This window comes from Vreelandella glaciei (assembly GCF_013415125.1).
In the GTDB taxonomy this organism is placed as follows: domain Bacteria; phylum Pseudomonadota; class Gammaproteobacteria; order Pseudomonadales; family Halomonadaceae; genus Vreelandella; species Vreelandella glaciei.
The window spans coordinates 58,944-83,301 of sequence record NZ_JACCDE010000020.1; the positions used below are offsets into that span (position 1 = coordinate 58,944).

The 24,358-nt window shown below is 54.2% G+C and carries 27 protein-coding genes; 20 read left to right on the forward strand and 7 right to left on the reverse strand.

What is annotated here, in order from left to right; all coding sequences use genetic code 11:
* Positions 1-34 precede the first annotated feature (34 nt).
* Together HZS80_RS14060 and HZS80_RS14065 are read right to left on the reverse strand one after the other, a co-directional pair.
* Complete coding sequence (locus tag HZS80_RS14060) at positions 35-1,444, reverse strand: PhoH family protein (protein WP_179916447.1); 1,410 nt, start codon at positions 1,442-1,444, stop codon at positions 35-37.
* Between the two features lie 208 nt (positions 1,445-1,652).
* Positions 1,653-2,522 (reverse strand): LysR family transcriptional regulator, encoded by an 870-nt coding sequence (locus HZS80_RS14065; protein ID WP_179916448.1) that lies wholly within the window; start codon positions 2,520-2,522, stop codon positions 1,653-1,655.
* 115 nt (positions 2,523-2,637) lie between these two features.
* Here HZS80_RS14065 and HZS80_RS14070 point away from each other — a divergent pair, with 115 nt between their 5' ends.
* Both HZS80_RS14070 and HZS80_RS14075 read left to right on the forward strand, forming a co-directional pair.
* Positions 2,638-3,504 carry a cation diffusion facilitator family transporter gene (locus tag HZS80_RS14070; protein WP_179916449.1) on the forward strand — a complete coding sequence of 289 codons (867 nt, stop codon included), beginning with the start codon at positions 2,638-2,640 and terminating at the stop codon, positions 3,502-3,504.
* Between the two features lie 100 nt (positions 3,505-3,604).
* The gene (locus tag HZS80_RS14075) at positions 3,605-3,877 is read left to right on the forward strand and encodes a hypothetical protein (RefSeq protein ID WP_179916450.1); all 273 of its coding nucleotides are present in this window, start codon (positions 3,605-3,607) and stop codon (positions 3,875-3,877) included.
* A 74-nt stretch (positions 3,878-3,951) separates the two neighbouring features.
* On the opposite strand, the gene HZS80_RS14080 is transcribed toward HZS80_RS14075, so the two are convergent.
* Positions 3,952-4,137, reverse strand: coding sequence for a DUF3008 family protein (locus HZS80_RS14080; RefSeq protein ID WP_179916451.1), 186 nt, complete (start codon positions 4,135-4,137; stop codon positions 3,952-3,954).
* Positions 4,138-4,358: 221 nt separating this feature from the next.
* On the opposite strand from HZS80_RS14080, the gene ybaK reads away from it, so the two are divergent.
* The 6 genes from ybaK to HZS80_RS14110 all read left to right on the forward strand — a co-directional run bounded on the left by ybaK (position 4,359) and on the right by HZS80_RS14110 (position 11,483).
* Positions 4,359-4,826 (forward strand): Cys-tRNA(Pro) deacylase, encoded by a 468-nt coding sequence (ybaK, locus tag HZS80_RS14085; RefSeq protein WP_179916452.1) that lies wholly within the window; start codon positions 4,359-4,361, stop codon positions 4,824-4,826.
* 98 nt (positions 4,827-4,924) lie between these two features.
* Positions 4,925-6,358, forward strand: coding sequence for an ATP-dependent RNA helicase DbpA (gene dbpA / locus HZS80_RS14090; protein WP_179916468.1), 1,434 nt, complete (start codon positions 4,925-4,927; stop codon positions 6,356-6,358).
* A 33-nt stretch (positions 6,359-6,391) separates the two neighbouring features.
* Positions 6,392-7,267 (forward strand): PA4780 family RIO1-like protein kinase, encoded by an 876-nt coding sequence (locus HZS80_RS14095; protein ID WP_179916453.1) that lies wholly within the window; start codon positions 6,392-6,394, stop codon positions 7,265-7,267.
* Between the two features lie 196 nt (positions 7,268-7,463).
* Entirely contained in the window at positions 7,464-8,495 is a 1,032-nt protein-coding gene (locus HZS80_RS14100; RefSeq protein ID WP_179916469.1) for an AbrB family transcriptional regulator, read from the forward strand.
* Positions 8,496-8,534: 39 nt separating this feature from the next.
* Positions 8,535-10,439 (forward strand): ABC transporter ATP-binding protein, encoded by a 1,905-nt coding sequence (locus HZS80_RS14105; RefSeq protein WP_035559897.1) that lies wholly within the window; start codon positions 8,535-8,537, stop codon positions 10,437-10,439.
* A gap of 36 nt (positions 10,440-10,475) precedes the next feature.
* Positions 10,476-11,483: a zinc-dependent alcohol dehydrogenase family protein gene (locus tag HZS80_RS14110; RefSeq protein WP_035559902.1), complete on the forward strand. Its 1,008-nt coding sequence runs from the start codon at positions 10,476-10,478 to the stop codon at positions 11,481-11,483.
* A gap of 89 nt (positions 11,484-11,572) precedes the next feature.
* Here the strand turns inward: HZS80_RS14110 and HZS80_RS14115 are convergent, their stop codons facing one another.
* Positions 11,573-11,839: a hypothetical protein gene (locus HZS80_RS14115; RefSeq protein ID WP_035559906.1), complete on the reverse strand. Its 267-nt coding sequence runs from the start codon at positions 11,837-11,839 to the stop codon at positions 11,573-11,575.
* 157 nt (positions 11,840-11,996) lie between these two features.
* Between HZS80_RS14115 and HZS80_RS14120 the strand changes: the two genes are divergently transcribed.
* Both HZS80_RS14120 and HZS80_RS14125 read left to right on the forward strand, forming a co-directional pair.
* Positions 11,997-13,145, forward strand: coding sequence for a hypothetical protein (locus tag HZS80_RS14120; RefSeq protein WP_179916454.1), 1,149 nt, complete (start codon positions 11,997-11,999; stop codon positions 13,143-13,145).
* Between the two features lie 35 nt (positions 13,146-13,180).
* Positions 13,181-14,032, forward strand: coding sequence for a mechanosensitive ion channel family protein (locus HZS80_RS14125; protein WP_035559911.1), 852 nt, complete (start codon positions 13,181-13,183; stop codon positions 14,030-14,032).
* Here HZS80_RS14125 and HZS80_RS14130 read toward each other — a convergent pair.
* On the reverse strand, positions 14,029-14,763 hold the full coding sequence (locus tag HZS80_RS14130) for a YebC/PmpR family DNA-binding transcriptional regulator (protein WP_035559913.1): 735 nt from the start codon (positions 14,761-14,763) through the stop codon (positions 14,029-14,031). The two genes, HZS80_RS14125 and HZS80_RS14130, sit on opposite strands and share 4 nt — an antisense overlap.
* A 245-nt stretch (positions 14,764-15,008) precedes the next feature.
* On the opposite strand from HZS80_RS14130, the gene HZS80_RS14135 reads away from it, so the two are divergent.
* Entirely contained in the window at positions 15,009-15,626 is a 618-nt protein-coding gene (locus HZS80_RS14135; RefSeq protein WP_035560347.1) for a LysE family translocator, read from the forward strand.
* Positions 15,627-15,684: 58 nt separating this feature from the next.
* Positions 15,685-16,176, forward strand: a complete 492-nt coding sequence (locus HZS80_RS14140) for a glutathione peroxidase (protein WP_035560350.1) — start codon at positions 15,685-15,687, stop codon at positions 16,174-16,176.
* Positions 16,177-16,220: 44 nt separating this feature from the next.
* Here HZS80_RS14140 and HZS80_RS14145 read toward each other — a convergent pair whose 3' ends face one another.
* Positions 16,221-16,607 (reverse strand): DUF7079 family protein, encoded by a 387-nt coding sequence (locus HZS80_RS14145; protein WP_179916455.1) that lies wholly within the window; start codon positions 16,605-16,607, stop codon positions 16,221-16,223.
* Between the two features lie 207 nt (positions 16,608-16,814).
* On the opposite strand from HZS80_RS14145, the gene fabV reads away from it, so the two are divergent.
* The 7 genes from fabV (at position 16,815) to HZS80_RS14175 (ending at position 22,079) form a co-directional block, all read left to right on the forward strand.
* A complete protein-coding gene (gene fabV, locus HZS80_RS14150) occupies positions 16,815-18,026 on the forward strand; it encodes an enoyl-ACP reductase FabV (protein WP_035560353.1) in 1,212 nt (403 codons plus the stop codon).
* Between the two features lie 54 nt (positions 18,027-18,080).
* Positions 18,081-18,296 carry a hypothetical protein gene (locus HZS80_RS14155; RefSeq protein WP_008958099.1) on the forward strand — a complete coding sequence of 72 codons (216 nt, stop codon included), beginning with the start codon at positions 18,081-18,083 and terminating at the stop codon, positions 18,294-18,296.
* 192 nt (positions 18,297-18,488) lie between these two features.
* Complete coding sequence (locus HZS80_RS14160; RefSeq protein ID WP_035559918.1) at positions 18,489-18,743, forward strand: hypothetical protein; 255 nt, start codon at positions 18,489-18,491, stop codon at positions 18,741-18,743.
* Positions 18,744-18,885: 142 nt separating this feature from the next.
* The gene (locus HZS80_RS14165) at positions 18,886-19,830 is read left to right on the forward strand and encodes an IS5 family transposase (protein WP_101147219.1); all 945 of its coding nucleotides are present in this window, start codon (positions 18,886-18,888) and stop codon (positions 19,828-19,830) included.
* Between the two features lie 259 nt (positions 19,831-20,089).
* Positions 20,090-20,416 carry a DUF6470 family protein gene (locus tag HZS80_RS23555; RefSeq protein WP_246362094.1) on the forward strand — a complete coding sequence of 109 codons (327 nt, stop codon included), beginning with the start codon at positions 20,090-20,092 and terminating at the stop codon, positions 20,414-20,416.
* A 6-nt stretch (positions 20,417-20,422) separates the two neighbouring features.
* Positions 20,423-20,875 carry a PRC-barrel domain-containing protein gene (locus HZS80_RS23560; protein WP_281662276.1) on the forward strand — a complete coding sequence of 151 codons (453 nt, stop codon included), beginning with the start codon at positions 20,423-20,425 and terminating at the stop codon, positions 20,873-20,875.
* Positions 20,876-21,158: 283 nt separating this feature from the next.
* Positions 21,159-22,079 (forward strand): GlxA family transcriptional regulator, encoded by a 921-nt coding sequence (locus HZS80_RS14175; RefSeq protein WP_035560356.1) that lies wholly within the window; start codon positions 21,159-21,161, stop codon positions 22,077-22,079.
* 33 nt (positions 22,080-22,112) lie between these two features.
* Here HZS80_RS14175 and HZS80_RS14180 read toward each other — a convergent pair whose 3' ends face one another.
* The gene (locus HZS80_RS14180; protein WP_179916456.1) at positions 22,113-22,907 is read right to left on the reverse strand and encodes an SDR family NAD(P)-dependent oxidoreductase; all 795 of its coding nucleotides are present in this window, start codon (positions 22,905-22,907) and stop codon (positions 22,113-22,115) included.
* A gap of 229 nt (positions 22,908-23,136) precedes the next feature.
* Here HZS80_RS14180 and HZS80_RS14185 point away from each other — a divergent pair, with 229 nt between their 5' ends.
* The gene (locus HZS80_RS14185; protein WP_035559924.1) at positions 23,137-24,351 is read left to right on the forward strand and encodes an aspartate aminotransferase family protein; all 1,215 of its coding nucleotides are present in this window, start codon (positions 23,137-23,139) and stop codon (positions 24,349-24,351) included.
* Positions 24,352-24,358: the final 7 nt, after the last annotated feature.

Here is a 24,358-nt window from a genome sequence, read left to right on the forward strand (position 1 = left end):
TCCCGCCCCATACCAGCGGCGGGAGGCAGTTGGGTTAAAGCAGCTCTTCTGCCGCCAGTGCCAAGCGTGAGCGCTCAACGCTTTTCAGTGTGATGTGCCCTGCGTGGGGCCAATCGCGGAAGCGTTCCACCACCGCCGCCATGCCGCAGGTGTTAGCCGTCAGATACGGCGTATCGATTTGCCCGACGTTGCCCAAGCAGACAATTTTAGTATTGCGTCCCGCCCGGGTAACTAGCGATTTGAGCTGTTTGGGAGTGAAGTTTTGTGCCTCGTCAATGATTAAGAAAGTGTCGTTTAAGGTGCGCCCGCGCATAAAGCTCGGTGAGCGTATTTGTACCCGCGAGCCAATCAACTGCCGTGTGGCGCCGTTGTCCCAGCTTGATTCCCCCTCCTCATTGCGTAACAGGTTGTCCATATTGTCGTGGAAGGCCCCCATCCACGGCGACATCTTCTCCTCCTCCGTGCCGGGTAGAAAGCCAATGTCTTCGCCCATGGGGATCGGCGCGCGGGTAAACACAATGCGTTCAAACAGCTTGGCATCCAGCGTCTGCTGAAAGGCGGCGGCCAGAGTCATAAAGGTTTTACCCGTACCGGCATTACCCGCAATGGTCACTAGATCAATATCGGGGTCCATCAGAAGGTTTAAGGTGAAATTTTGCCGGCTGTCGTGAGCGTGGACGCCCCAGACACCTGCGTGGTGACGGTAGTTAGTCAGTAGTTGAAGACGAGCCGTGGATGGCCCCATTTCACGAATGATCGCCTCAAACTCAGCGCCGTTTTCGCTATCCGAGACCAGCATGCCAACGTGCCATTGGCGGGGCATATTGCCAGTGAGCTGATAGAATGTGTGGTGACCAACGCGTTCAACGGACACGTCAACATTAAGCGTTTCCCAGAGTGACGCGCCATCATGGCCCGCTGAAGCGTAGACCTGGGCACCCTCGATCATGGCGTCGCTGTCGGAGAAAGCACGGTCGTTAAGGTAATCCTCGACCGGCACCTTCAATGCGGCGGCTTTAACACGAAGATTAATATCTTTGGTGATTAGGATGACGGAGGCGTCAGGGCGCTCTTCGCGTAGGCGGCAGGTCTCCGCCAGAATGCGGTTATCGGGGCTATCATCGAGTGAGTCAAAGAGCTTTAAGTCGTTATAGCATAAGAAGTGCAGGCGTCCTGTTTCGCCGCTGATTCGAGGAATGGGAATGCCGCGTTGAATCTCGTCAAAAGTGACTTGGCTAGTAAGGTCAGAGAGCGTACGGCTGATTTGGCGAGCCGTGCGAGCGATTTCACGAACACCGTTTTTGTGCTTATCAAGTTCCTCCAGCACTGTCATGGGGATAACGACATCGTGCTCATCAAAGTGATAAAGCGCGGTGGGGTCATGAATGAGGACATTGGTGTCCAACACATATAGCCGAGTGGCTTTCTTATCGAGTCGTACCATCGTTGGAATCACTCCTTGGTTGACGGCAACTTCGACACTGGCAGGTGCGTATTACGCCTAGATGACACTTGCCTGTGTCTCCCTCACGTGGCGTGTCCTGGCGGCTCCTTATTTAGCTATTTTTAATAGCGTGGAAGGCTTTGGTGTTTTTCGCCACAAAAAAGATTTCAACGATATGTCAGCCGGTTCTGTGTACTAGTTCTGTGTATCAGTTCTGGGAGGCTAAGAAGTGCGTCACCTTCGTCAATAAGGCAGTGGCAACCACGCCGCGATTATCGCTCTCCACATAGCGGTAGTAGTGGCTATCTAGCGCGAGGTCATGATTTAGTGTGCCCAGGGTGCCAGCCTCCAGAGCGCCTTTTACCAGTGGGTAAGGCAGCAGTGCCCAACCGGTAGCGTTGATAACCGCGTCGCGAATCACTTCAAACATGGTCAACCCCAGGTAGTTACCTGAAAATAGCGCTTCGCTGATCAGCTTGTCATCCTGTACGTGGGTCAAACACACTTGGGTGTACTGGGCTAAGTCGTCGCGGTTTACGCTAGGCAAGCGACTGAGCGGGTGTTTAGGCGCGGCCACTAAACGCATACTGACCGGAGCAAGATTGGCTGCGTTGGCGTCAATGCCTTCGGCGGTATACAGGCCGAAGGCAATATCCACCGTTTGGCGCTGCACAAACTGGGTATGCTCCTGGGGAGGCACCAAATACACCGAAATCGCGGTGAGCGGGAATTGCTGTTTTAAGTCATGCATCACCTGGCGCCAAAACACTTCAGGCAAAGCGTCATCGCGGGCAATGCAGAGTTGGCTTTCAACGCCCTGCAAATGTTGGTGACAGTGCTTCTTGATCCGGCTGGCGCTGGTCAGTAAACGGTAGCAGTCGGGTAGCACGCTATCGCCTACCGCGGTGAGAGTTAGACTATTGCCAGAGCGCTCAAATAACGCCACACCTAGACTGTCCTCTAGTGCGTTAACGGCGGCACTTAGAGTGCTCCGCTTGAGGCCAGTATGCCGCGCCGCGGCGGCAAAAGAGCCATGCTCGGTGACATCAATAAAGGCTTGAACCTGTTCCGCACGCATAATCGTTCCGCTGGATTCATTGAGCGCCATTTAACTTGGCGCTGAGCGATTCGTGATTGTCATCACTCCCTACTATTATGGCCCACAATTCGTCTAATGCTATGGAGTTATCCGCGTGACCCCCTTTGTTGCCGAGCGCCGTGCGCTAAAATTTTCAGCCATTTCAGCTAGCCTGTTTGCGTTTACCGGGTTAGCGCTAGGGCTTGCCAGTGGTTCAATAACGATCTTGTTTGATAGTGGCTATTCACTATTAAGCTTAGTGCTGGCATCGCTGTCGCTATATGCCCTCAAGCAGGCGCGCAGACCAGCAGATGATCACTACCCCTTTGGGCGGCTGACGGTGGAGCCTCTTGCGGTGCTGCTCAAAGGCGTAGTGATCGCTATGGTGTGTATCGTGTCGCTGGTGTCCGCCATGTGGAGCCTGCTTGAGGGTGGCCGTTTGGTAACGCTGGATTTGGCGCTGATGTTTGGCGTAGCCAACGTAACAGGCTGTTTATTAACCTGGTGGTGGCTGGCGCGCTACGCCCGGGTTGCGCGCTCCTCGCTGTTAGCCGCCGAGCTACGTCAGTGGCAGATGGATACCTGGCTGAGTGCTGCTGTCATGCTCGGATTTGGGCTTACTTGGGTGTTGACCCAATCGCCCTGGGCCAGCTATGCGCGCTTTGCCGACCCGGTGATGGTGCTGATCATTGCAGGCTATTTCTTGCCTATGCCTATTCGCATGGTGAAGGGGGCGTTACGTGAACTTATGTTTGGCGGTTCATGCAGCAGTGTGCGCCAAAACGTGGTGGAGGATGTCGCTGATTTTGATGTCACCGCCGACGATGTGAGGCTTGCCCAGGTGGGCAGTTTTCTCATGGTGGATATTCAGCTCGACAAGCAGCAGTTCAACGACGCCCAAGAGATTGTCGATAGTGTCGAGCAGCGTTGTAAGCGGCTAAATCTGCGCCCGGTGACCAGCCTGACGCTGGTTGCTGGCTAAGATGAACGAAAAATATTGACGTTCTGTTTAAAGCAATGCTATTTAGCGCTACCGACAATAGGTGTCGGCCTAATATTGATACGTTGAGGGTTCTAAAAACATGCCATTGCGCCGCTGTTTACCCGTACTGCTGCTGACCGCTATGGTCGCTGGCTGTGCAAGTTCTACCATTGCCCCAAGCTATACCTCCAGCAATCCCGATGTCATGCGGATTGGCGGAGAGCGCCCAGCCAATCGCGATGCGAGCGTTGAAAACACCGGGTCGTTCTGCCTCGAAACTGCAGAACGCTGGAACGAGCATGGTCGTACGCCCGATGACCAAACGCTATGGGCAAAAGACACCCTGCGTAAAGTGGTGCCTTGCAAGCAGTAGCCGCTAATCAGGCAGTGCCAACAAAAACGCCAGCTTCGTTAAGCTGGCGTTTTTGTTGATCAGCAAGCGGTTGATTAATCGTCTTTCTTTTGCGGCTTACCTTCACGCTTTGTACTCGCGAACTCTTCTAGTTCCTCCTTGCTCATCGAGTCATACATCTCTTTAGACGAGCCATAAAGTTCACTCGGCTTGGTTTCTCCGCGCTTCGCGGAAAGGGCCGCACCCGCTGCTTTCTGTTGCGCTTTAGAGGTAGCTGGCATTGCTGGACTCCTTTCGGTTAGCTTCCTTTTACCGACTGCACTGTTGAGCACTGCACTGTTGAGCATAGTCGCTGGGGCGTAGCTTTCCAGAAACATCAATCAGACCTTTCACCAGTTCTAATCGGTTGACTTTCTTTTACCTGTCGCGCTATTAACCTAAAGGGCGAAATGCGCCTGACAGTAAAATTCTTAGCATCAACGCTGTTAACCAAGAGAGCGACATGACACCGGCTATTAATAGCGCAAAACACGCAGGCTTTGCCTTTCAGCTTCATGAGTATGAGCACGATGCCTCCGCGCACTCCTATGGGTTGGACGCGGCGGAAAAGCTGGGCGTAGCGGTTGGACAGGTATTTAAAACGTTAGTTGTGAAGCTGGACGGTAAGCAGCTGGCAGTGGGCATTGTGCCGGTGAATTGCCAGTTAGGCTTGAAGCAGATCGCCAAGGCTGCCGGGGCGAAGAAAGCAGCGATGGCGCAACCCGACGAGGTAGAACGCACTACCGGTTATGTATTAGGAGGCGTAAGCCCGCTGGGGCAAAAGAGGCGGCTGGCGACGTTTATCGATAACTCCGCAGAAAGCTTTCCCAATATTTATGTCAGTGCCGGGCGCCGAGGGCTCGAGATTGAGCTCTCGCCACGGGATCTCGCCACCTTGAGCCAGGCCACTTTTGTACCGCTGGCAACGTGATGTCGGTGTGATGGCGACGCAGGCCGAAGCACTTTCTGGTATGGTGCCGTTACGTTTGTGCGTCACTTGCCCTCCAGGGGGCGCACGCTGTGTTTCTGATGGCCACCCACGTGTGGCCCAAGCAAGGTAATATCGTGTCTGACTCCTCTTTCTCCTCGTTAGCGTTGCCACAAGCTTTGCTGAGCAACCTTGCGTCCCTTGGCTACCATGAAATGTCGCCAGTGCAAGCTGAAAGCCTGCCGCCTATGCTGGCCGGGCGCGATGTGCTGGCGCAGGCGAAAACCGGCTCAGGTAAAACGGCGGCCTTTGGCTTAGCGCTGCTGGCTAAATTGAAAGTAGAGAGCTTTGCGGTGCAAGGCTTAGTACTGTGCCCTACTCGTGAGCTCGCTGACCAGGTGGCAGAAGAGCTGCGCCGTTTGGCTCGTGGCATGGCGAATATAAAGATACTCACCCTTTGCGGGGGGGCACCGTTTGGGCCCCAGCTCGGCTCTTTAGAGCATGGCGCGCACATTGTTGTGGGCACACCAGGGCGTATTGACGAGCATCTGCGCAAAGGGTCGCTGATCCTCGATTCGCTCTCGATACTGGTACTGGATGAAGCCGACCGCATGCTGGATATGGGGTTTCAGGCCACCATCGATGACATCATTGCTGACACCCCGACTGACCGCCAAACGCTACTGTTCAGCGCGACGTTCCCCGATGAGCAGTCATCGGGCGGCCTAACGGTGATGACCCGCGGCGTAATGCGTGAGCCGGTGATGGTGAAAATCGCCGAAGTGCATGATGCCACGACGATTCAACAGCACTTTTATAGCGTCGCCGATGAAGACGCTCGATTTGACGCCCTGCGTCAACTACTGCTGGTCTACCGGCCTGCCACTAGTGTGGTGTTTTGCAACACCAAACGCGAAACCCAGGCAGTGGCTGAGCAGCTAACGGATGTTGGGTTTAGCGCCGTGGCGCTCAATGGCGATTTAGAGCAGAAAGATCGCGACCGTATACTGATTCTGTTTGCTAACCAGAGTGCCTCTATTCTGGTGGCCACCGACGTGGCTGCCCGCGGCTTGGATATTGCCCAACTGGACGCCGTGTTCAATTACCAGATTGCCCGCGAGCTTGATGTCCATGTGCATCGAGTAGGGCGCACGGGCCGCGCAGGGGCCAGCGGTATTGCGTGTACGCTAGTGACCCCTAAAGAGAGTTACCGGCTGGAGAGGCTAGAAGGCTTGCTGGAGCAACCTGTTGCCACCGAACCTTTGCCTAAACCCCAGCACTCAGTGCCGTTTGAGCCGCTGATGGCGACATTACAATTAGCCGGTGGTAAGAAAGATAAACTGCGCCCCGGTGACATTCTTGGCGCACTGACCAGCGAAGGCGGGTTGCGTGGTAACCAAGTGGGCAAGATTAAAGTGCTGGCGCGCAGTGCCTATGTGGCCGTTGAGCGCGATGTGGTTCAGCAGGCCCAGGCCAAACTCGAGCGTGATAAATTAAAAGGGCGGGCTTTCCGCGTTCGCCGTATCCGTTATTGAAAGCGTACCAAAGAGGAGCCGACGCAGCTAACCATGAAAATCCCTAAGCGATTACAGCCGCTGGTCGATGATGGAATGATCGACGAGGTGCTGGTGCAGTTAATGAGCGGTAAAGAGGCGCAGGTCTACGTGGTGCGCTGCGGTGAAGAAGTGCGCTGTGCCAAAGTGTTTAAAGAGGCCAAACAGCGCAGCTTTAAACAGGCTGTTCAGTACCAAGAAGGGCGTAAAGAGCGCAACAGCCGCCGTTCCCGGGCAATGGCCAAAAAAACCCGTTACGGCCAAAAAGAGCAGGAGCAGGCATGGCTCAACGCCGAAGTCGATGCGCTTTATCGCCTTGCCTCTGCAGGCGTACGGGTGCCCGAGCCCCACGGTTTTGTCGACGGTGTATTGCTGATGGAGATGATCAGCGATGCCGAAGGCAATGTGGCACCGCGCCTGGACGAAGTGACGCTAACGCCAGAGCAGGCTGAGACCTACTACGCCAAAGTCATTCAAGACGTGGTTAGGATGCTGTGCGCAGGTTTGATTCACGGCGATTTGTCGGAATTTAATGTGCTGGTCGATGCTTCTGGCCCGGTGATTATTGATTTACCCCAGGCTGTCGATGCGGCTAGTAATAACAGCGCAGCGGCCATGCTTTATCGCGATGTCGAGAACATGCGAGATTATTTCGGTAAGTACGCGCCAGCGCTTCTGAATACCGAATATGGCAGAGAGATGTGGGCGCTGTATGAAACCGGTGAGCTGCACCCAGATAGCAAGCTTACCGGCCACTTCGATGCCGATACGCATATTGCTAACGTCGATGAGCTGATGGAAGTCATTGACGATGCCAAAGAGGAAGAAGCCGACCGCCAGGCGCGTATGCGTGACGATGATGACGACGGCGAGATTCCGCAGCCTTACTGAATCAGCGCAGTTGATAGCCCTTGAGCAATAGTCCTTGAAGAACAGTCCTTGAAGAAGAGCCCCAGTCAATAGCCATAGCTGACGTAAATCGATATCCTTAGCTTGTTAACGGTTGTTGGCCGCTCGCTTCTTGACAGGGCTGCCAGTGAAAACATGGCTAAGGTGAGGAGCACGTGTGAGGGGCAGCGTAACGGGAGTGTCTGCAGGGAGTGCAAAAGCGCTATCAATATCGTTAGCCGTTGGCGCCGTCGGCGGCACGCTGTTTCAACTCACCGGATTACCCCTCGCCTGGATGCTAGGCCCCTTGATTGCCAACCTGCTGGCGTCTTCACAAGGCGTGAAGGTCGCGGTACCTGAACCGCTGCGTAACGTGTTTCTAGCGGTGATGGGCATGGTGCTGGGCAGCCAGGTGACCCCACAGTTAGCGCACCGTGTGTTGGATTGGCCTGTTTCCGCTGCGCTATTACTGCTAGGGGTAGCCGCTTCCACCGCCGTCGCCGCTGCCTGGTATCGACGCTGTGGATTTGACCCGGTCAGTGCCTGGTTTGGTGCCTCTCCTGGTGCCATGACGGCGATGATCCTGTTGGGCGAAAAGTGCGGCGGCGACCCTCAGCGCATTGCGGTCGCGCAGTCGCTGCGGGTCATTTTAGTGATTCTATTTCTTCCGCCGCTGTTCTGGGCCTACGAGGACGGTGGCGACAGCATTGGCCCTGTTCACATTGGCTTAGAACATGGCTGGATGCTATTGATGATCCCGCTAATATTGCCGCTAGGCCGCTGGCTGCGAATTCCCAGCCCCGCATTGCTGGCACCACTGCTAGTCGCGGCTTTATTATCCGGTAGTGATATGGCTAGTCTCGCTCTGCCAGGATGGGGGATGAACCTGATGCTATGGGTGTTGGGCAGTGCCATTGGTTCGCGCTTTCAAGGCATGACGCGCAAGCTTTTTGGCCGCTATTTATGGCAGTCTGGCGTGGCGACGCTGTTAGCACTGCTGGTACTGGCGCTGTTTGCCGAGCTAATCCACCAGCTGTTGGGCGTCGGGCGCGATGTGGCGCTATTGGCGCTTGCCCCCGGCGGTATTGGCGAAATGGCGATTCTTGCGGTTGCGCTCAACATTGATCCGGTGTTTGTCGCCTTTCATCACCTGTTGCGTATGGTCACGCTGATGATTATTGCTCCGTTCTGGGCGCGCTGGTTACTGCGCCACTCCTCCACCACGCCATAACGTCCATTAACACCAACGCCAGTGACGTAAGGAAACATCATGCTATCGCGTGTTTTACAGCCGCTATTTCGTTATTTCGAAACACGGGTTAACCCTTACCCGGAAGGCGAGGTCAAAACGCCGCCTAAGGGCTTAATACCGTTTATTGTGCACTTTTCCCGTCCGATGCTGCCGCTGTTACTGCTCATGACGCTGTTCACGGCGCTGGTGTCGGCGGCTGAAGTGGTTTTCTTCAGCTACATGGGTCAACTGGTCGATTGGCTGGGCAACGTTGAACGTGCAGGCTTTTGGGCTGAAAACGGCCTATGGCTTGCTGGCCTGGGGCTAGTGCTGCTGGTCGGCTTGCCGCTGTTGGTGCTGATGCAGTCACTGGTCACCCATCAGAGTATTTTCGGCAACTACCCGATGATCGGCCGCTGGCTATCCCACCGCCATATGCTGAGCCAGAGCCTGGCATTTTATCAGGACGAATTTGCCGGGCGGGTGTCGCAAAAAGTGATGCAAACGGCGCTGGCGATCCGCGAGACCGTCACCAAGGTGATGGATTTATTGGTTTACGCCATCGTCTATTTTACCGGCGCGGCCTACCTGCTGGGCCGGGCGGATCTGTTGCTGCTGATCCCGTTGGGGCTCTGGCTGGTGGGCTACCTGGCGATCATGCGTTACTTCGTACCGCGTCTGCGTGATGTCTCTATGGACCAGGCGGACGCTCGTGCCCAGATGACCGGTCGCGTGGTGGACAGCTACAGCAATATCCAAACCATCAAGCTGTTTGCCGATACCGAGCGCGAGCAGCGCTACGCCAAAGACGCGATGGAAGGCTTTATGGTCAACGTTCACCGCCAGATGCGACTGGTGACGATCATGAGCGTGGGATTGACGCTGCTCAACACGGCGCTGTTGGTGGGTACTGCGGCCATGGCGATCAGCGCCTGGTATACGGAGGCGATTTCTCTGGGCGTTTTGGCGATTGCCATCGCGCTGGTCATGCGTATCCGCTTTATGTCCGACTGGATTTTGTGGGAAGTCGCCGGGCTGTTTGAAAATATTGGCACGGTTCAAGATGGCATGAACACCATCGCTCAGAAGCCAACGATCAACGATGCGCCCAATGCGAAAGCGCTTCAGGTTCCCCATGGCGAAATTGTGTTTGACGCGCTGCGCTTTCAATACGCTCAGGCGAAAGGGGAGAGTAAAAATGTCTTTGATGGACTCAGCCTGACCATTAAGCCTGGCGAGAAAATCGGTCTGATCGGCCGTTCCGGCGCAGGTAAATCTACCCTGGCCAATCTGCTGCTGCGTTTTTATGACTTGCAAGGTGGGCAGATATTGATCGACGGGCAAAACATTGCCGAGGTGACGCAAACCTCCTTGCGCCACCAGATTGGCATGGTGACCCAGGACACCTCGCTGCTGCACCGCTCGCTGCGCGAGAACATTCGTTACGGCAGCCCCCACGCCAGTGATGAAGATGTTTGGAACGCGGTGTGCCGTGCCCATGCAGATACCTTTATCAATGATCTGGTCGACCCGAAAGGGCGTCGCGGCCTGGATGCCCATGTGGGCGAGCGCGGTGTGAAGCTTTCCGGCGGGCAGCGCCAGCGGATCGCGATCGCCCGGGTGCTGCTCAAAAATGCTCCGATTCTGGTTCTGGACGAGGCCACCTCGGCGCTGGACTCAGAAGTGGAGGCCGCCATTCAAGAACAGCTGGATACGCTAATGGAAGGCAAAACGGTGATTGCCATTGCGCATCGTCTCTCTACCATTGCCATGCTCGATCGGTTAATTGTGGTGGATGAAGGGCGCATGGTGGAAACCGGTACGCATCAGGAGTTACTGGCAAAAGGGGGTATCTATGCCAGCCTGTGGCAGCGCCAATCTGGTGGTTTCCTGGGTCTGGACGTGTCAGAAGATGCTTCGTCTGCTAACGTGTCGTACACATGAATACAGCAGCAGCTACTGCTTCGAAGGAGGTATCCGATGCAAGTGATTACATTGCAGCAGCCCGGCGGGCTAGACAATCTTAAGGTGCAGCAGGCGGAAGCCCCCGGTGAGCCGGGAGCGGGTGAAATTAAAGTACGCCTTCATGCAAGTTCCTTGAATTTCCACGACTATGCCGTGGTCGCCGGGATGATTCCTGCCGAAGATGGGCGTATTCCCATGTCGGACGGTGCGGGCGTTGTCGAAGCCGTCGGCGAAGGTGTTAGCGAATTCGCGGTGGGCGACCACGTGGTCTCGACCTTTTTCCCACACTGGCTGGAAGGCCCGGCCAGAGTGGGGGATTTTCGCACTACGCCGGGCGACGGCGTGGATGGCTATGCCCGTGAGCAGGTTATACGCCCGGTTGAATGGTTTACTCATCAGCCCAAGGGCTACAGCCATGCGGAATCCGCTACGTTAACTACCGCTGGCTTAACCGCATGGCGGGCACTGGTCGTCGATGGTGGCATTAAAGCGGGCGATACGGTGCTTGTGCTGGGCACCGGTGGGGTATCCATTTTTGCCCTGCAGTTTGCTCGCCTGATGGGCGCGCGTGTGATCGCCACCTCATCGTCGAATGAAAAACTGGCGCGGCTGCGGGAAATGGGCGCCGAGCACACCATCAACTATACAGAGACGCCTGATTGGGGTAAGCGCGTGAAAGAGCTGACAAATGGCGAAGGCGTTGATCATATCGTTGAAGTAGGTGGGCCGGGTACGCTGCCGCAGTCCTTTGATGCGATAAAAATCGGTGGGCATATCGCCTTGATTGGCATCCTCACTGGCCGTGAGGGTGAAATACCCACGGCTAAATTAATGGCCAAGCAGGCGAATTTGAAAGGCTTAATCGTCGGCAGTCGTCGCCAGCAGGTCGAAATGATTCGTGCGCTGGAAACCCTCGATATGCATCCGGTAATTGACCGGGAATTTCCGCTGGCTGAAATCGCTAACGCCTTTCGTCATCAGGCGTCAGGTCAACACTTCGGTAAGATTTGTCTAACGTTCTAAGCCAGTTGGCAGCGTCATTTCTACCATCGCTATAGCCAGAAAGCTTGCACGCCTAGCCGACCTTGTGGGCGTGCAAGACAACATTTACGTTATTCCGGCAATAGGCTATAGACTACCCCCTTTACTTCAAGCTCAAGTATTTCTTTGTAGGGCACTGTAATCCCTTCCACATCGCCTGGCGTGCGGTGGCTGTTTTTAATTTCAGTTTCTGGAATTACTTTCACGCCAAACAAGCCGACATGCTGAATTCTGGCACTAAATCGATTACCTTCATGCTCGATCAATAGCCGCTCACCAGCAATACATTTTTCTAATTTGGCGTGTAGCTCTTCTGCGCTGACCTGAACAACACTCATCGCTTTCTCCTTTAGCTGTTGCCTACGACATCCGTCCTTTAAGAGCGTTAAATATTGCTTTTAACGACTTTATTTTAGACTATAAGTTCGGTTATGAGGTTAGCCTTTAGGAATGCCGTGCTAAAGTGCTGGTATTTCTAGTGACAGGAATAGGTACATGGGGGAGCAGCCATCATCAGCCGACACACCGTTGTGGGAAGTCGTTGAGCTTGATCAATTTCATACCCCCGAGCAGACCCAGGCCAGCCAGTGGCGACGTTCATTACGCTCGGCGTCAAAATGGCTAGTGGGCAAGAGCGCTGCCGAGCAGCAAGTGAAAGAAGAGAGCGAGCTACGCGCGCTACCTGAGGTTCGGCTGGCGCATTTAGTGCCACCCATCGATTGGTCATTTGCAGCTAAGGCGTTAGCGCAACAGCTTGAAAGCTGCGAAGCGCCGGTAATCTTTTTTATTACCCCACCTCATAGCGGCCATACATCGGTGGTTAGGCAGTGGGCGGAAGAGCATCACGTCGCCTGTTTACCGCCACCCACGCTTAACGAACTCGCCAAGGGGGGCACTGAGTGGGTAGAGCGCTGCATCAATCAACAAAAGTGGGCAGTGCCGGCCCTAGAGCGCCACTTTTTACGCCATACCCAAGGGATTCAGGGTATTCGTGAGTTTCTTGAGCGCGCTTTAAGCGGCCGCCTGGGGCAGGGCGTGATTGGCTGTGACAGCTGGGCCTATGCGTATCTTCAGCAGGTGATCGGAATTGATGGCGCGCCGGTGTTTACCCTGCAATCGATGGAGGGTGAGCAGCTGTCACGTTATTTTGCGGCGATGGCGACTCATGAGGGGCAGCCTCCAGGGGTCTACAGTACGCGAACCGGCAAGCAGGTATTGTCCGATTCAGCATCTAAGCAAAACGGTAAAGCGCCTAATAAAGAGCTCCAGCGCTTAGCGGCTCACTGCCGTGGTCATATAGGACTTGCATGGCACTACTGGCGCGAGCGGCTGCGTGAGCCAAAAGCAGAGGATGAAGAGGCCCTATGGTTAGTGGATGCCCTCGCCGAGGCGGAGCTTTCCGCCGACACCGGGGATATCGCCACACTGGTACTGCATGCGTTACTGCTTCATGGCGGTCTGGATGACCACGCTCTAGGAGATGTGCTGCCGTTCTCACACCATGAAGCACTGAATGCCCGTTTAGCCCTGCAGCGCAAAGGCATTATTTTAAGTTGCGAAGGGCGCTGGCAGATCACACCGCTAAGCTACGCGAGCGTTCGTCAGTTATTGGCGTCGCGTAATTATCTGGTCGACCCTCTTTAAGCAGCCCTTCGCGATAGGCCCACGGAGGGCATTCCATGGAAGAACAACAGAAGTACGCGCGACTGTTTAACGATATCGATAGCCAAACGCTGATTACGTTAGGTGTTGTGCTGCTAGCAACCATTGTGTTGATTATTGTCAGCCAACGCGGGCTGAACTGGATCGGCAATCGAATGCATGGCCAAGTACGTTTTCGTATTTTTGCCTTGGTGCCGATGACACGCTTGCTGATATTGATGACTGCGCTCGCCATCATCGTACCGACGATTATTGAGCCTTCGCTACGTAACATGGTGACCGTGATGGGGGCGTTGGGCTTAGCCATTGGCTTTGCCATGAAAGATTACGTCAGCAGCCTGATAGCGGGCGTTGTCTCAGCGGTAGAACTGCCTTATCGGCCCGGCGACTGGGTGCAAATTGAAGATACCTACGGCGAGGTCAAACACGTTGGCTTACGCACCGTTGACATCCAAACCCCTGACGATGATTTAGTTTATGTGCCGCATTTAAAACTGTGGGATCACGCCGTTTATAACGCCAACAACGGCGGTACCAGCCTGCAGTGCGTGGCGAGCTTTTATCTTCACCCGGAGCACGAAGCAGGCTGGGTACGCAAAGCATTGCGCGATGTGGCGCTAACCAGTGCCTACCTGAAGTTCGACAAACCAATTATTGTCGTAGCTGAGGAGAAACCCTGGGGTACCCACTACCGCATACGCGCCTACCCGGTGGACCCTCGCCAGCAATTCTTGTTTATTACCGATCTCACCTTACGCGGCAAAAAAGTGCTGAGTGCCGCGGGCGTACAGTCAGCGATGTTGCCACCGGATGCGGCTCTGGATACCCGCAACGCGGTAGGGTCAGCTTCCTCAAGAGGTAATGATTAACTATCACTCTCTTCGGGTAATTCACCGCTGTGATAGACGTTCTGCACGTCGTCCAGCTCATTGAGCATGCCCAGGAATTTTTCAAACATGACCACGTCATCGCCTTCAACCGGCGTGGTGGTTTGCGGCAGAAACTGAATCTCGTCAACCTCAAAGTCAATCTCGCCAAACGCATCCAGCAGCGCCTGCTTGGCTTTGGCATAGTCGGTATGCGGCGCGAAAACGGTAATACGCTCGCCTTCCTGCTCGATGTCGGTGACATCGACATCGGCTTCCATCAATGCTTCCAGTACGGCGTCTTCATCGCTTCCGGCGAAGGAGAAGATAGCGCAGTGGTCGAACATATGGCTCACACTACCGGGCGTACCAATTTTGCTCTTGGTTTTGGTAAAGCAGCCGCGCACATCGCCAAAGGTGCGGTTAGGGTTGTCGGTTAGGCAGTCGACAATCACCATCACATTGCCGGGGCCAAAGCCCTCGTAGCGCGCGGCAGAGAAATCTTCCCCACCGGCACCGCTAGCTTTATCGAGCGCTTTATCAATGACGTGAGAGGGCACTTGGTCTTTTTTAGCCCGCTCCATTAAACCGCGCAGTGCTAAGTTACCGTTCGGGTCGGTACCACCAGCTTTGGCGCAGACGTAAATTTCGCGCCCGTATTTGCTGTAGACCTTGGTCTTTGCATCGGCCGTTTTGGCCATGGATTCCTTACGGTTCTGAAAAGCCCTACCCATGTTGCCGTCCTATGTATGTTTTCTAGACCTAATTTTTCTAGACTTAAGTTTTCTATATGCCCCGCGCATTGCGCAGCGGGACGGGTGTCTTCAAAAGAGTGCAAAAGAGCGAAAAAGCAAATTTTACCCAACAGCGTACCATGCTAACAGCGTTATTTAAGAAGCTGGCCGAAGTGTTACTTGGCTTAGCGTATACTGGCGCTTACGCCTTATATCGTGATATCGACCCTCAAGGAGACAACCGCATGCCATTGACACTGTGGCTATCACTTGCCGCGATCTGTGCCATGGGCGCTATGTCGCCGGGGCCAAGTTTGGCACTGGTGCTACGCCATACATTAGGCGGTGGTCGTTTTGTTGGTGTAACGGCAGCCATATTTCATGCCCTGGGCGTAGGGTTTTACGCGCTATTGACCGTGTGGGGGTTGGGGGCATTAATTGCCGGTTTTCCGCTGCTGTTTCAACTGATCACTTGGTGCGGTGCCGCCTACTTAGCATGGCTGGGAATTAAAGCACTGCGGGCCGGTCAAGCGGGTGCCTTACAGCCGACAGTGATGACCACTAACCGGGGCCAAGCAGCCAAAGAGGGCGTCCTCGTCGCGTTAGGTAACCCTAAGCTGATCCTATTTTTTGTCGCCCTGCTAAGTCAGTTTGTAACGCCGGGCATGAGCGCGCTGGCCAAAGCAATTATAGTGCTAACAGCGATGATTATTGATGGTGGTTGGTACGTGTTGGTGGCTGTGCTGCTTTCCCACTCACGCATTTTGCCTTGGCTGCAACAGCGTGCCCACTGGATTAACCGCATTACCGGGGTACTACTGATCGCGCTGGCGCTAAGAGTGGTCGCTGGGCCGCTGGTGTAAAAAGTAGAGTCGTGGCATGGTGATCGCTATGCCGTTTGAGGTTTTGTGGGGTCGAGTGATGCCAATTTACGACCAAGACTGCTATACCCACCAAGGGCTGCCATTCAACCTACGCGCGCTGCGTGGCCAAGTACTGCTGGTGGTCAACGTTGCCAGCCAGTGTGGCTTCACCCCCCAGTTAAGCGAGCTGGAAGCACTTTATCAGCGCTATCGGGACCGGGGCTTTACCGTGCTTGGTTTCCCCTGCAACCAGTTTGGCCGCCAGTCACCCGAGAGCGCGCAAGCCTTTTGCCAGTTTGGGGAACAGAAATTTGGGGTAAGCTTTCCGTTGATGGAGAAGGTTAACGTCAATGGCAGCCAGGCCCATCCTCTGTTTTGCTGGCTTAAGCGTGAAGCGCCCGGTGTGATGGGGACCCAATTGATTAAGTGGAATTTCACCAAATTCTTAATAGGCCGCGATGGCAAAGTGATTGCGCGCTTTGGGCCCCGCGACCATGGGCGCCCGCTGCGTCTGGCGTTAGAGCAAGCGCTGGATCAAGCCTACCCATAACGCTAATCTGTAAAACAAGAGTGAGACTGCCTGAAAAAGTCGGCCTAAATCTGTTCTCCCCGCGTGACAGCGACGCGGTTCATTAGCGCATTCCAGCGGTGGCGAACCATCATCGTGGTCAACCCCGAAAACAGCGCCCAGCTTTTGCGTCGCCAGCCCTTCAAGCGCATGTTGTGATTAACCAACTGCTTCATCAGCTTATAATCGTCAAATTGCCGCCACTCGCTAGCGATTGAAAGTTGGTGGCGAGACATCACCGGGGCCATTTCCAAGCGAAACATCCACTCAAGTTCATTGAGGGTCATATCGTAGCGCTGCACGACGTCTACCATGTGGGCGTAATCGCGTTCGCTGGGTTCACGATCCAGCCACAGCGGGGCTAGCGCTAGCCAAAGGTCACCACGTTCATCTACTAGCTGCTGTGCATTCATGGTCACCTCATTAGAGAAGTCGGTGCTTAGGCAACTATCGTGACGTGAAAGCGCCTTTAGCTCAAGGGCGGACAATAGCGCACGGCTACACAATAGCTCAAGAGCGGACACACGGCACGGAGACAGCTAGAATAGCCCCACTGAGTCACAATGTTGCCTTGGCAGGGCGATGTTGGTAACCAAATCAATCCTATAACGAGGTTCAATGTGATTATTAAACCCAAAGTGCGCGGCTTTATTTGTACTACCACTCACCCCATTGGCTGTGAGCAGAACGTTCGCGAGCAGATTGAAGCGACCCGTGCCCGCGGTTTGGATAAGCAGGCTGGCCCGAAAAAAGTATTGGTGATAGGAGCTTCGAGTGGCTATGGCTTGGCCGCCCGTATTACCGCGGCGTTTGGCTATGGGGCCGATACGCTAGGCGTCTTCTTTGAAAAGCCCGCCACCGACAAAAAACCGGGCACTGCCGGTTGGTATAACAGTGCGGCTTTCGATAAGTTTGCCAAGCAGGAAGGGCTTTACAGCAAGTCGATCAACGGCGATGCGTTCTCCCATGAAGCGCGAGAAAAAGCCATTGAGCTGATCAAGCAAGACATGGGTGAAATCGATCTGGTGGTCTACTCGCTGGCGTCGCCCGTGCGTAAGCTGCCGGACAGCGGCGAGTTGAAGCGTTCCAGCCTGAAGCCGATTGGCGAAACCTACCGTGCCACCGCAATCGACACTAATAAAGACGCCATCATTGAAGCGGAAGTAGAACCTGCCACCCAGCAAGAGATCGACGACACCATTACCGTCATGGGTGGCGAAGATTGGGAACTGTGGATGGAAGCCCTTGACCAAGCAGGCGTGTTGGCGAAAGGCGCACGCAGCGTGGCGTTTAGTTATATCGGTACCGAAATCACTTGGCCGATTTACTGGCACGGTGCATTGGGTAAAGCCAAGGAAGATCTGGACCGTGCTGCCATGGCTATCGACGCCAAGCTGAAAGAGAGCGGTGGCGGTGCCAATGTGGCGGTACTCAAGTCGGTGGTCACCCAGGCGAGTGCGGCGATTCCGGTAATGCCGCTGTATATCGCCATGGTCTATCGCATCATGAAAGAGCAGGGGCTGCACGAAGGCACTATTGACCAATTGAACCGCCTATTCGGCGAGCACCTCTACTCAGCCCAAGGACAGCGGGGCGAACTCGTGACAGATGAAGCTGGGCGTCTGCGTTTGGATGACTGGGAGCTACGTGACGACGTTCAACAAGCTTGTCAGGATCTATGGCCAGAGGTGACGACCGATAACTTGTTCGACATTACCGACTATGCTGGTTATAAGCACGAATTCTTGAAGCTGTTTGGTTTCGAGCGTGACGACGTAGATTACGATGCTGACGTCAACCCAGAGGTTACGTTCGATGTCGTCAATCTGTAAGTCATTCACCTAGGCGTTAGTGACGCCTATTCGACCGGAACGCGGGAGGTGTTTATGGATACTAAGGAAAGCAAAACCCCGGAAGAACAGAAAGAGCACATCATTGGTGAACGGGTGCCCGAAGATTTTGAATCTTCCAAGCCACATCTTCAACCTGAGGCCAAGAAGCGCCCCGGCGGGATGTATAAGTTACTCCCGCTGGTGATTATCATTCTTGGTGTGATTGTGGTGAGCATTATTGTATTAGGCATCATTAATCGGGGTAACTAGCGAGTCACGATGCTGATGTATTGCCGGGCCAAGCGCCCGGCAATTTTTTTGGCAAGAGCGCTTAATAGTTAGAAGGAGGCTTATTACTTTCAACCGTTGTTAAATTTCGCCTATAAATTCGTCAGAGGGCGAAAGCTCTGCTAAGAAAGGAAGAGGTTATAAAAAGTTAATACCTGTCAAGCAGGAGGATATATGACACGAGTAGCACGCGTGGAGCCTATCAGTCAAAAGCGAGACAATAAGCTTATTATTTCGGGTTGGCGAGTGATAGATGTAACTGATCCTAATGAGCCTCAGGAAATCTCACAACACGAAACTGAACCTCAAGCCATTGAGGCTGCACGTCGTTTTGAAGCCAAAACAGCCGAGGAGCTTGGCTCCGACCCTGATGATACTCAAGATTATGATGCGTCGGATGAACAGGCGGGTAAGCGTTTTCCTGGGTAATTGCATTGCTAATTAGCTAAAAGCTAAATAGTAAAAGTGGTAGTAAGTACTTTGCCTAAATCAATAATAGGGAAGCTCTGAAAAAGTCACTGCCATCAGCGATAATACGGCTATCGTCAACTGCATAGGATTCAGTGCTGCCATGGATCAAATCACCTTCTCAGAAGCCGAGTACCAGAACAAGAAGCGAAAGACCCGCCGCGAACTCTTTCTGGAGCGGATGGACAAGCTGATCCCCTGGACGCAGTTGGAGAAGAAGGTAGCCCGTTATTACCCCAAGGGCGAGAGCGGGCGGCCTCCGTATCAACTGTCTGCCATGCTCCGCGTCCATTGCATGCAATTGTTTTACAACCTGAGCGATCCGGCCATGGAAGACGCCCTCTACGAGATCGAGTCCATGCGCCAATTCGCCGGTTTGAAACTGGACCGATTGCCGGACGAAACCACGATTCTCAAGTTTCGCCATTTTCTGGAACGCCACGGCCTTGGCAAGGTGCTGTTCCAGGAAGTGAACAACCACCTGGAGAAAAATGGCCTGATGCTGCGCGAAGGGAGCATTGTCGATGCCACTATCATTTCTGCGCCTAGTTCCACCAAAAACAAAAAAGGCGAGCGCGATCCGCAAATGCACCAAACTAAAAAAGGTAGCTCTTGGCACTTTGGCATGAAAATGCACATAGGTGTCGACGATAAGCTTGGGTTGATTCACAGCATTGAGACCACGGCTGCCAATGTCCATGACATTGTGCCTGCCGATAAGCTCCTTCACGGTGAAGAGCAACGCGTCTTCGGTGATGCCGGTTACCTTGGTATTCAAAAACGAGACGAGCACAAGCACCGCAACGATGTCTCTTGGTATATTGCCAAACGGCCTGGCACCCGCAAGCAGCTAGATGCCAGGCGACAGAAAGTCGAAAAAATCAAAGCCAGTATCCGTGCCAAGGTGGAGCACCCCTTTCGGTACATCAAACAAGTTTTTGGTTATGGCAAGGCTCGCTATCGTGGACTGGCCAAAAACACTCAGCGCCTGCACTTGCTGGCGGCGTTCAGCAACCTGCTGATCAGTGAGAAATACCTATGGGAATAGGGCGATTGCGCCCGTTTTCCGCTCAATGAGCGGGAAACGGGCAAAAATACACAAAGAACGGGAGAAGAATGTCTGAATTTTCGATTTTTTCTCGGCTCAAGTGAGCGGTGATGAATATCGGCAGTTATTCAGACCTTCCATAGTTGTTGGTAAGTGGTTAATATTTATTAATCTTTTATAAGAAATTCGTTTTGGCTTTGATTTAGTGTACTTCGGTGTACTAGCTTCTTATGTGTAAACCAACACAAGGAGAGATTGTATGAAACGGACAGCATTAGCAATTGCCATCGGTGCGGTTTGCGCAGGCTTGTCAGCTGGTGTTCTTGCTCAGGAAGAGAACCAGAATGACACTGATCGCAGCAATCAAACGGCTCAGCAACAAGACACAAACGCGCAAGAGCAGCGTAGCAACGACGAAACTAGGGACATCAACGTTGAACAAAAGCCTGCTGAAGTAGAAGTAGAGCAAGAGAAACCTGATATCACGGTGGAGCAGTCTCAACCTAAAGTCACTATTGAGCAACCTGAGCCCAATGTGACCGTTGAAGACGCCGAACCTAATGTCACTGTTGAGCAAACTGGCTAGCCTGAGGTGACGGTTGAGCAAGCGGAAGACGCCCAGGTCAATGTCAATGAAGACGAGCAAGAGCGCCAGCAGAATGATCAGCAGAGTGACCAAACTGATCAAAATGATCAGGCCAATCAAAATGACCAGTCCAACTCACTGATGTCACGTCAGGTCAGCGACCTGGAAGGGATGACAGTGATGAATCAGGAGGACGAAGAGATCGGTGGAGTGCAGCATATTGCAAAGCACGATGAGTCTGGCGATTTGTTTGCTATCGTTTCAGTAGGTGGTATTTGGGGTTTTGGCGCAACGGACATTGCGCTGCCTATCAATGACATGCAGCTTGAAAATGATCAGTTCGTTGTCAACACAAACTATGGCGAAGATGAAATCGAAGCTTCATCGAATAATTACCAAGAAGATGAGTACAGCGAAGTGGATGGCAACATGACGCTATCTGAGGCGCAGCAGCAGTAACGCAGCAACACTAACAGAGGTGCTGTTTGATTCAGCCAATCTGTAGTGACTAATGAAGAGGGCAAGGCGTATACGCCTTGCCCTTTTTGGTAGCTGCGCTAACGCTATTAACCCGGCGACATCTTTTTTTATGTATGAGTAACAAGCGCTACCTTCATTTGCGCAATTGAGTAAGATGGTTATTTTCCAAGCCGTTGGCGGTTCTCATGCAGTTTCTTCAATAATTATGCAGTCAAATCACTTAGCATCAAAAGTAACGATAGTCCGTCGGCGGGTCGCGTTTATGCTACTGCCGGGGTTCTCGCTGCTGACCCATGCCAGCGCGCTGGAGCCGCTGCAAATGGCGAACCAATTGAGCGGCCAGATGCTTTATCACACCGTTACGTTAAGCCTCAGCGATGAACCAGTGCGCAGCGGTGCTCAGCTTTCCTTGATCGCACAACATGAACTGGGTACAGCGCTGGGGCCGCTTGATCTGTTACTAATATGCGCACCCACGCCGCTTCCCTATACGTTGCCAGCAAAGCTCAATGAGTGGTTGCGAGGCCACCAAGGGCGCGGTGTGGCGCTTGGTGGTTTGGCCGGGGGAACTGAAGTGCTGGCCCGCTGTGGGTTGCTGGAAGGCTATCGTGCCACGCTGCCATGGCAGCGCTTTGAGGCGTTTGCGCAGGCCTACCCGCAAGTCACCCTTTCCCAGCAGTTGTTCGAAATTGACCGCGACCGGCTGACCTGCGCCGGTGGCACGGCGGCGATGGATCTGATGCTGACGCTGATAGGTCAGCACCACGGCGCACGCTTGGCAGAGCAGGTCTCAGAACAGTTCGTGTGCGATCGCATTCGGCTGGCGGATGAGCGCCAGCATGTGCCGCTGCGCACTCGCTTGGGCCACGCGCCGCAAAGCTTAGTGGATGCCGTTACGCTAATGGAAGCCAATATCGAGGAGCCGCTCTCGACCCTCGAACTGGCCGAGCACCTGGGGATTTCCCGGCGCCAGCTGGAGCGACTGTTTAAGAAGTATCTACAGGCGGTACCTAGCCGGTACTACCTCGATTTACGCCTGCAGGAAGCGCGCAAGCAACTGCGTGAGAGTGACCGGCCGGTAGGCGATATCGCTTTTGCTACCGGTTTTTCCTCCGGCGCGCATTTTTCCACCGCCTACCGAAATCATTTTGGCATGACGCCAAGAGAAGAGCGCCTAAATTAGAAAGGTATGATTAGAAAGATAAGATTAGAGAGCTCAGGTTAAGGTATCGACAATACCGCCTTCCACGCGCAGCGCCGCACCCGTGGTGGCGCTCGCTTGGGTCGATGCGGCATAGACGCTCATGCTGGCCACTTCCTCAGGCGTGGCGAGGCGCTGGATGATGGAAGAGGGCCGGTTCTCTTTGACAAAGCGCGCTTCCATCTCCTGTTGAGAAGTGCCTTCTTTCTCAGCCATTTCAGCAATCATCTTAAGCACGCCTTCAGAGCGCGTTGGCCCAGGCAAGATAGCGTTGACAGTTACCTGCGTGCCGCTGAGCACTTTGGCCAGCCCGCGCGAAACCGATAGCAGTGCTGATTTGGTCATGCCGTAATGCACCATCTCGGTGGGGATGTTGATGCCCGATTCGCTGGAGATAAACTGGATGCGGCCCCAGTTGCGGTCGCGCATGCCTTGGGCATAATGGCGAGAAAGGCGCACGGCACTCATGATATTGATGTCGAAAAATTGTTGCCAGGTCGCGTCATCAACCTCGAAGAAGTCCTGTGGACCGAAAATTCCCACATTATTGATCAGTATATCTGCGCTGGGTTGCTGCTGGATCAGTGTTTGGCAGCCTTCAGCAGTACCGAGATCGGCGGCCACGCCTTCTACCTGGGCATTCGGGGCATCCTGTTTAATGCTGGCTATTGCCTGATCCACACGTGCCTGCGAACGGCCTGTGACGACAACCTTGGCGCCAGCGTTGGCAAGCCCTTGGGCAATCGCAAAACCGATACCCGCCGTCGAGCCGGTAATGATGGCGTGCTTACCGCTTAGATCAATTTGCATAAGGTGTACTCCTCTCTTCCTGAGTGTCAGTACGTCGCGATACCTCGCTATCCAAGCATGACTTTATCGCTTGCCAATAAGTATGGGGGTCTTATAGCGTTCTTCAAGACGTTAACGCGACTCAGTGGGCGTCGCTATTCATAATTTGCCGTCCCATTGCTGAAAGCGGTTGACCGTGTTGGCCCCTTATACTGTTTTCATTCCTTCCCTCCATTGGAGATAACGCCCCATGAGCCATACCCCAAGCCGTCAAGATTACGATCACTACATGACGCCCAACTACTCACCGCAGCAGGTTATTCCCGTGCGCGGCGAAGGGAGCCGCTTGTGGGATCAGCAGGGGCGCGAATATATCGATTTCGCCGGTGGCATCGCCGTCAACTCCTTGGGCCACTGTCACCCGGTGCTCGTTAATGCGCTGAAAGAGCAGGGCGAAAAGCTCTGGCATCTCTCTAATGTGTTTACCAACGAGCCTGCGTTGAACCTGGCTAAAACGCTGGTTGAACGCACCTTCGCTGATAAAGTGTTTTTATGCTCTTCCGGCGGTGAAGCCAATGAAGCTGCGCTAAAGCTGGCACGCCGCTGGGCCGTCGATAACCATGGCGAACAGAAAGACAAGATCATCTCGTTTTATCAATCGTTTCACGGTCGTACCTTCTTTACCGTCAGCGTGGGCGGCCAGCCCAAGTATTCCCAGGGCTTTGGCCCGGTGCCGGGTGGCATTCAGCACGCCAACTACAACGACCTGGAAAGCGTTCGTGCGCTGATGGGCGACGACACCTGCGCGATCATGGTTGAGCCCATGCAGGGCGAGGGCGGCATCGTGCCCGCAACACCAGCATTTCTTCAGGGCCTGCGCGATCTGTGTGATGAACATAACGCGCTGTTGATTTTTGACGAGGTGCAAACCGGCGTGGGTCGCAGCGGCGAGCTCTACGCGTACAAGAACTACGGCATTACGCCGGATATCCTTACCAGCGCCAAGTCGCTGGGCGGCGGTTTCCCCATTGGTGCCATGCTGGCCACCGATGACGTCGCTAAGTCGCTGGTCGTTGGTACTCACGGCTCCACCTACGGCGGCAATGCGCTGGCCTCTGCCGTGGCGTTGGCGGCCGTCGAGTTTATCGATACCCCTGACGTGCTGGAAGGGGTGAAAAAACGCCACGACCTGTTCCGCGAGCATCTGGAAACCATCAACCGCAAACACGGGGTGTTCAAGGAGATCCGTGGTATGGGCCTGCTGATGGGTGCCCAAATGTCGGATGCCTATGAAGGCCGCGCCAAAGATATCCTGCCGCTGGCCATCGAAGAGGGCTTGATGGCCTTGATTGCAGGCCCCAATGTGCTGCGCATGGCGCCTTCGCTGGTGATCCCAGAAGCGGATATTGCCGAGGGCATGGCTCGGCTAGAGCGTGCCATTGAGCGGCTAGTTGCCTCAGCATGAGTGAGCA

What these genes read in the sequence shown, in the direction of transcription:
- HZS80_RS14060 (WP_179916447.1), bottom strand. Translation starts at nt 1,444, where the DNA reads ATGGTACGACTCGATAAGAAAGCCACTCGGCTATATGTGTTGGACACC.
- HZS80_RS14065 (WP_179916448.1), bottom strand. Translation starts at nt 2,522, where the DNA reads ATGCGTGCGGAACAGGTTCAAGCCTTTATTGATGTCACCGAGCATGGC.
- HZS80_RS14075 (WP_179916450.1), top strand. Translation starts at nt 3,605, where the DNA reads ATGCCATTGCGCCGCTGTTTACCCGTACTGCTGCTGACCGCTATGGTC.
- HZS80_RS14080 (WP_179916451.1), bottom strand. Translation starts at nt 4,137, where the DNA reads ATGCCAGCTACCTCTAAAGCGCAACAGAAAGCAGCGGGTGCGGCCCTT.
- ybaK (WP_179916452.1), top strand. Translation starts at nt 4,359, where the DNA reads ATGACACCGGCTATTAATAGCGCAAAACACGCAGGCTTTGCCTTTCAG.
- dbpA (WP_179916468.1), top strand. Translation starts at nt 4,925, where the DNA reads ATGGCCACCCACGTGTGGCCCAAGCAAGGTAATATCGTGTCTGACTCC.
- HZS80_RS14095 (WP_179916453.1), top strand. Translation starts at nt 6,392, where the DNA reads ATGAAAATCCCTAAGCGATTACAGCCGCTGGTCGATGATGGAATGATC.
- HZS80_RS14105 (WP_035559897.1), top strand. Translation starts at nt 8,535, where the DNA reads ATGCTATCGCGTGTTTTACAGCCGCTATTTCGTTATTTCGAAACACGG.
- HZS80_RS14110 (WP_035559902.1), top strand. Translation starts at nt 10,476, where the DNA reads ATGCAAGTGATTACATTGCAGCAGCCCGGCGGGCTAGACAATCTTAAG.
- HZS80_RS14115 (WP_035559906.1), bottom strand. Translation starts at nt 11,839, where the DNA reads ATGAGTGTTGTTCAGGTCAGCGCAGAAGAGCTACACGCCAAATTAGAA.
- HZS80_RS14120 (WP_179916454.1), top strand. Translation starts at nt 11,997, where the DNA reads ATGGGGGAGCAGCCATCATCAGCCGACACACCGTTGTGGGAAGTCGTT.
- HZS80_RS14125 (WP_035559911.1), top strand. Translation starts at nt 13,181, where the DNA reads ATGGAAGAACAACAGAAGTACGCGCGACTGTTTAACGATATCGATAGC.
- HZS80_RS14130 (WP_035559913.1), bottom strand. Translation starts at nt 14,763, where the DNA reads ATGGGTAGGGCTTTTCAGAACCGTAAGGAATCCATGGCCAAAACGGCC.
- HZS80_RS14135 (WP_035560347.1), top strand. Translation starts at nt 15,009, where the DNA reads ATGCCATTGACACTGTGGCTATCACTTGCCGCGATCTGTGCCATGGGC.
- HZS80_RS14140 (WP_035560350.1), top strand. Translation starts at nt 15,685, where the DNA reads ATGCCAATTTACGACCAAGACTGCTATACCCACCAAGGGCTGCCATTC.
- HZS80_RS14145 (WP_179916455.1), bottom strand. Translation starts at nt 16,607, where the DNA reads ATGAATGCACAGCAGCTAGTAGATGAACGTGGTGACCTTTGGCTAGCG.
- HZS80_RS14155 (WP_008958099.1), top strand. Translation starts at nt 18,081, where the DNA reads ATGGATACTAAGGAAAGCAAAACCCCGGAAGAACAGAAAGAGCACATC.
- HZS80_RS14160 (WP_035559918.1), top strand. Translation starts at nt 18,489, where the DNA reads ATGACACGAGTAGCACGCGTGGAGCCTATCAGTCAAAAGCGAGACAAT.
- HZS80_RS14165 (WP_101147219.1), top strand. Translation starts at nt 18,886, where the DNA reads ATGGATCAAATCACCTTCTCAGAAGCCGAGTACCAGAACAAGAAGCGA.
- HZS80_RS23555 (WP_246362094.1), top strand. Translation starts at nt 20,090, where the DNA reads ATGAAACGGACAGCATTAGCAATTGCCATCGGTGCGGTTTGCGCAGGC.
- HZS80_RS14175 (WP_035560356.1), top strand. Translation starts at nt 21,159, where the DNA reads ATGCTACTGCCGGGGTTCTCGCTGCTGACCCATGCCAGCGCGCTGGAG.
- HZS80_RS14180 (WP_179916456.1), bottom strand. Translation starts at nt 22,907, where the DNA reads ATGCAAATTGATCTAAGCGGTAAGCACGCCATCATTACCGGCTCGACG.
- HZS80_RS14185 (WP_035559924.1), top strand. Translation starts at nt 23,137, where the DNA reads ATGAGCCATACCCCAAGCCGTCAAGATTACGATCACTACATGACGCCC.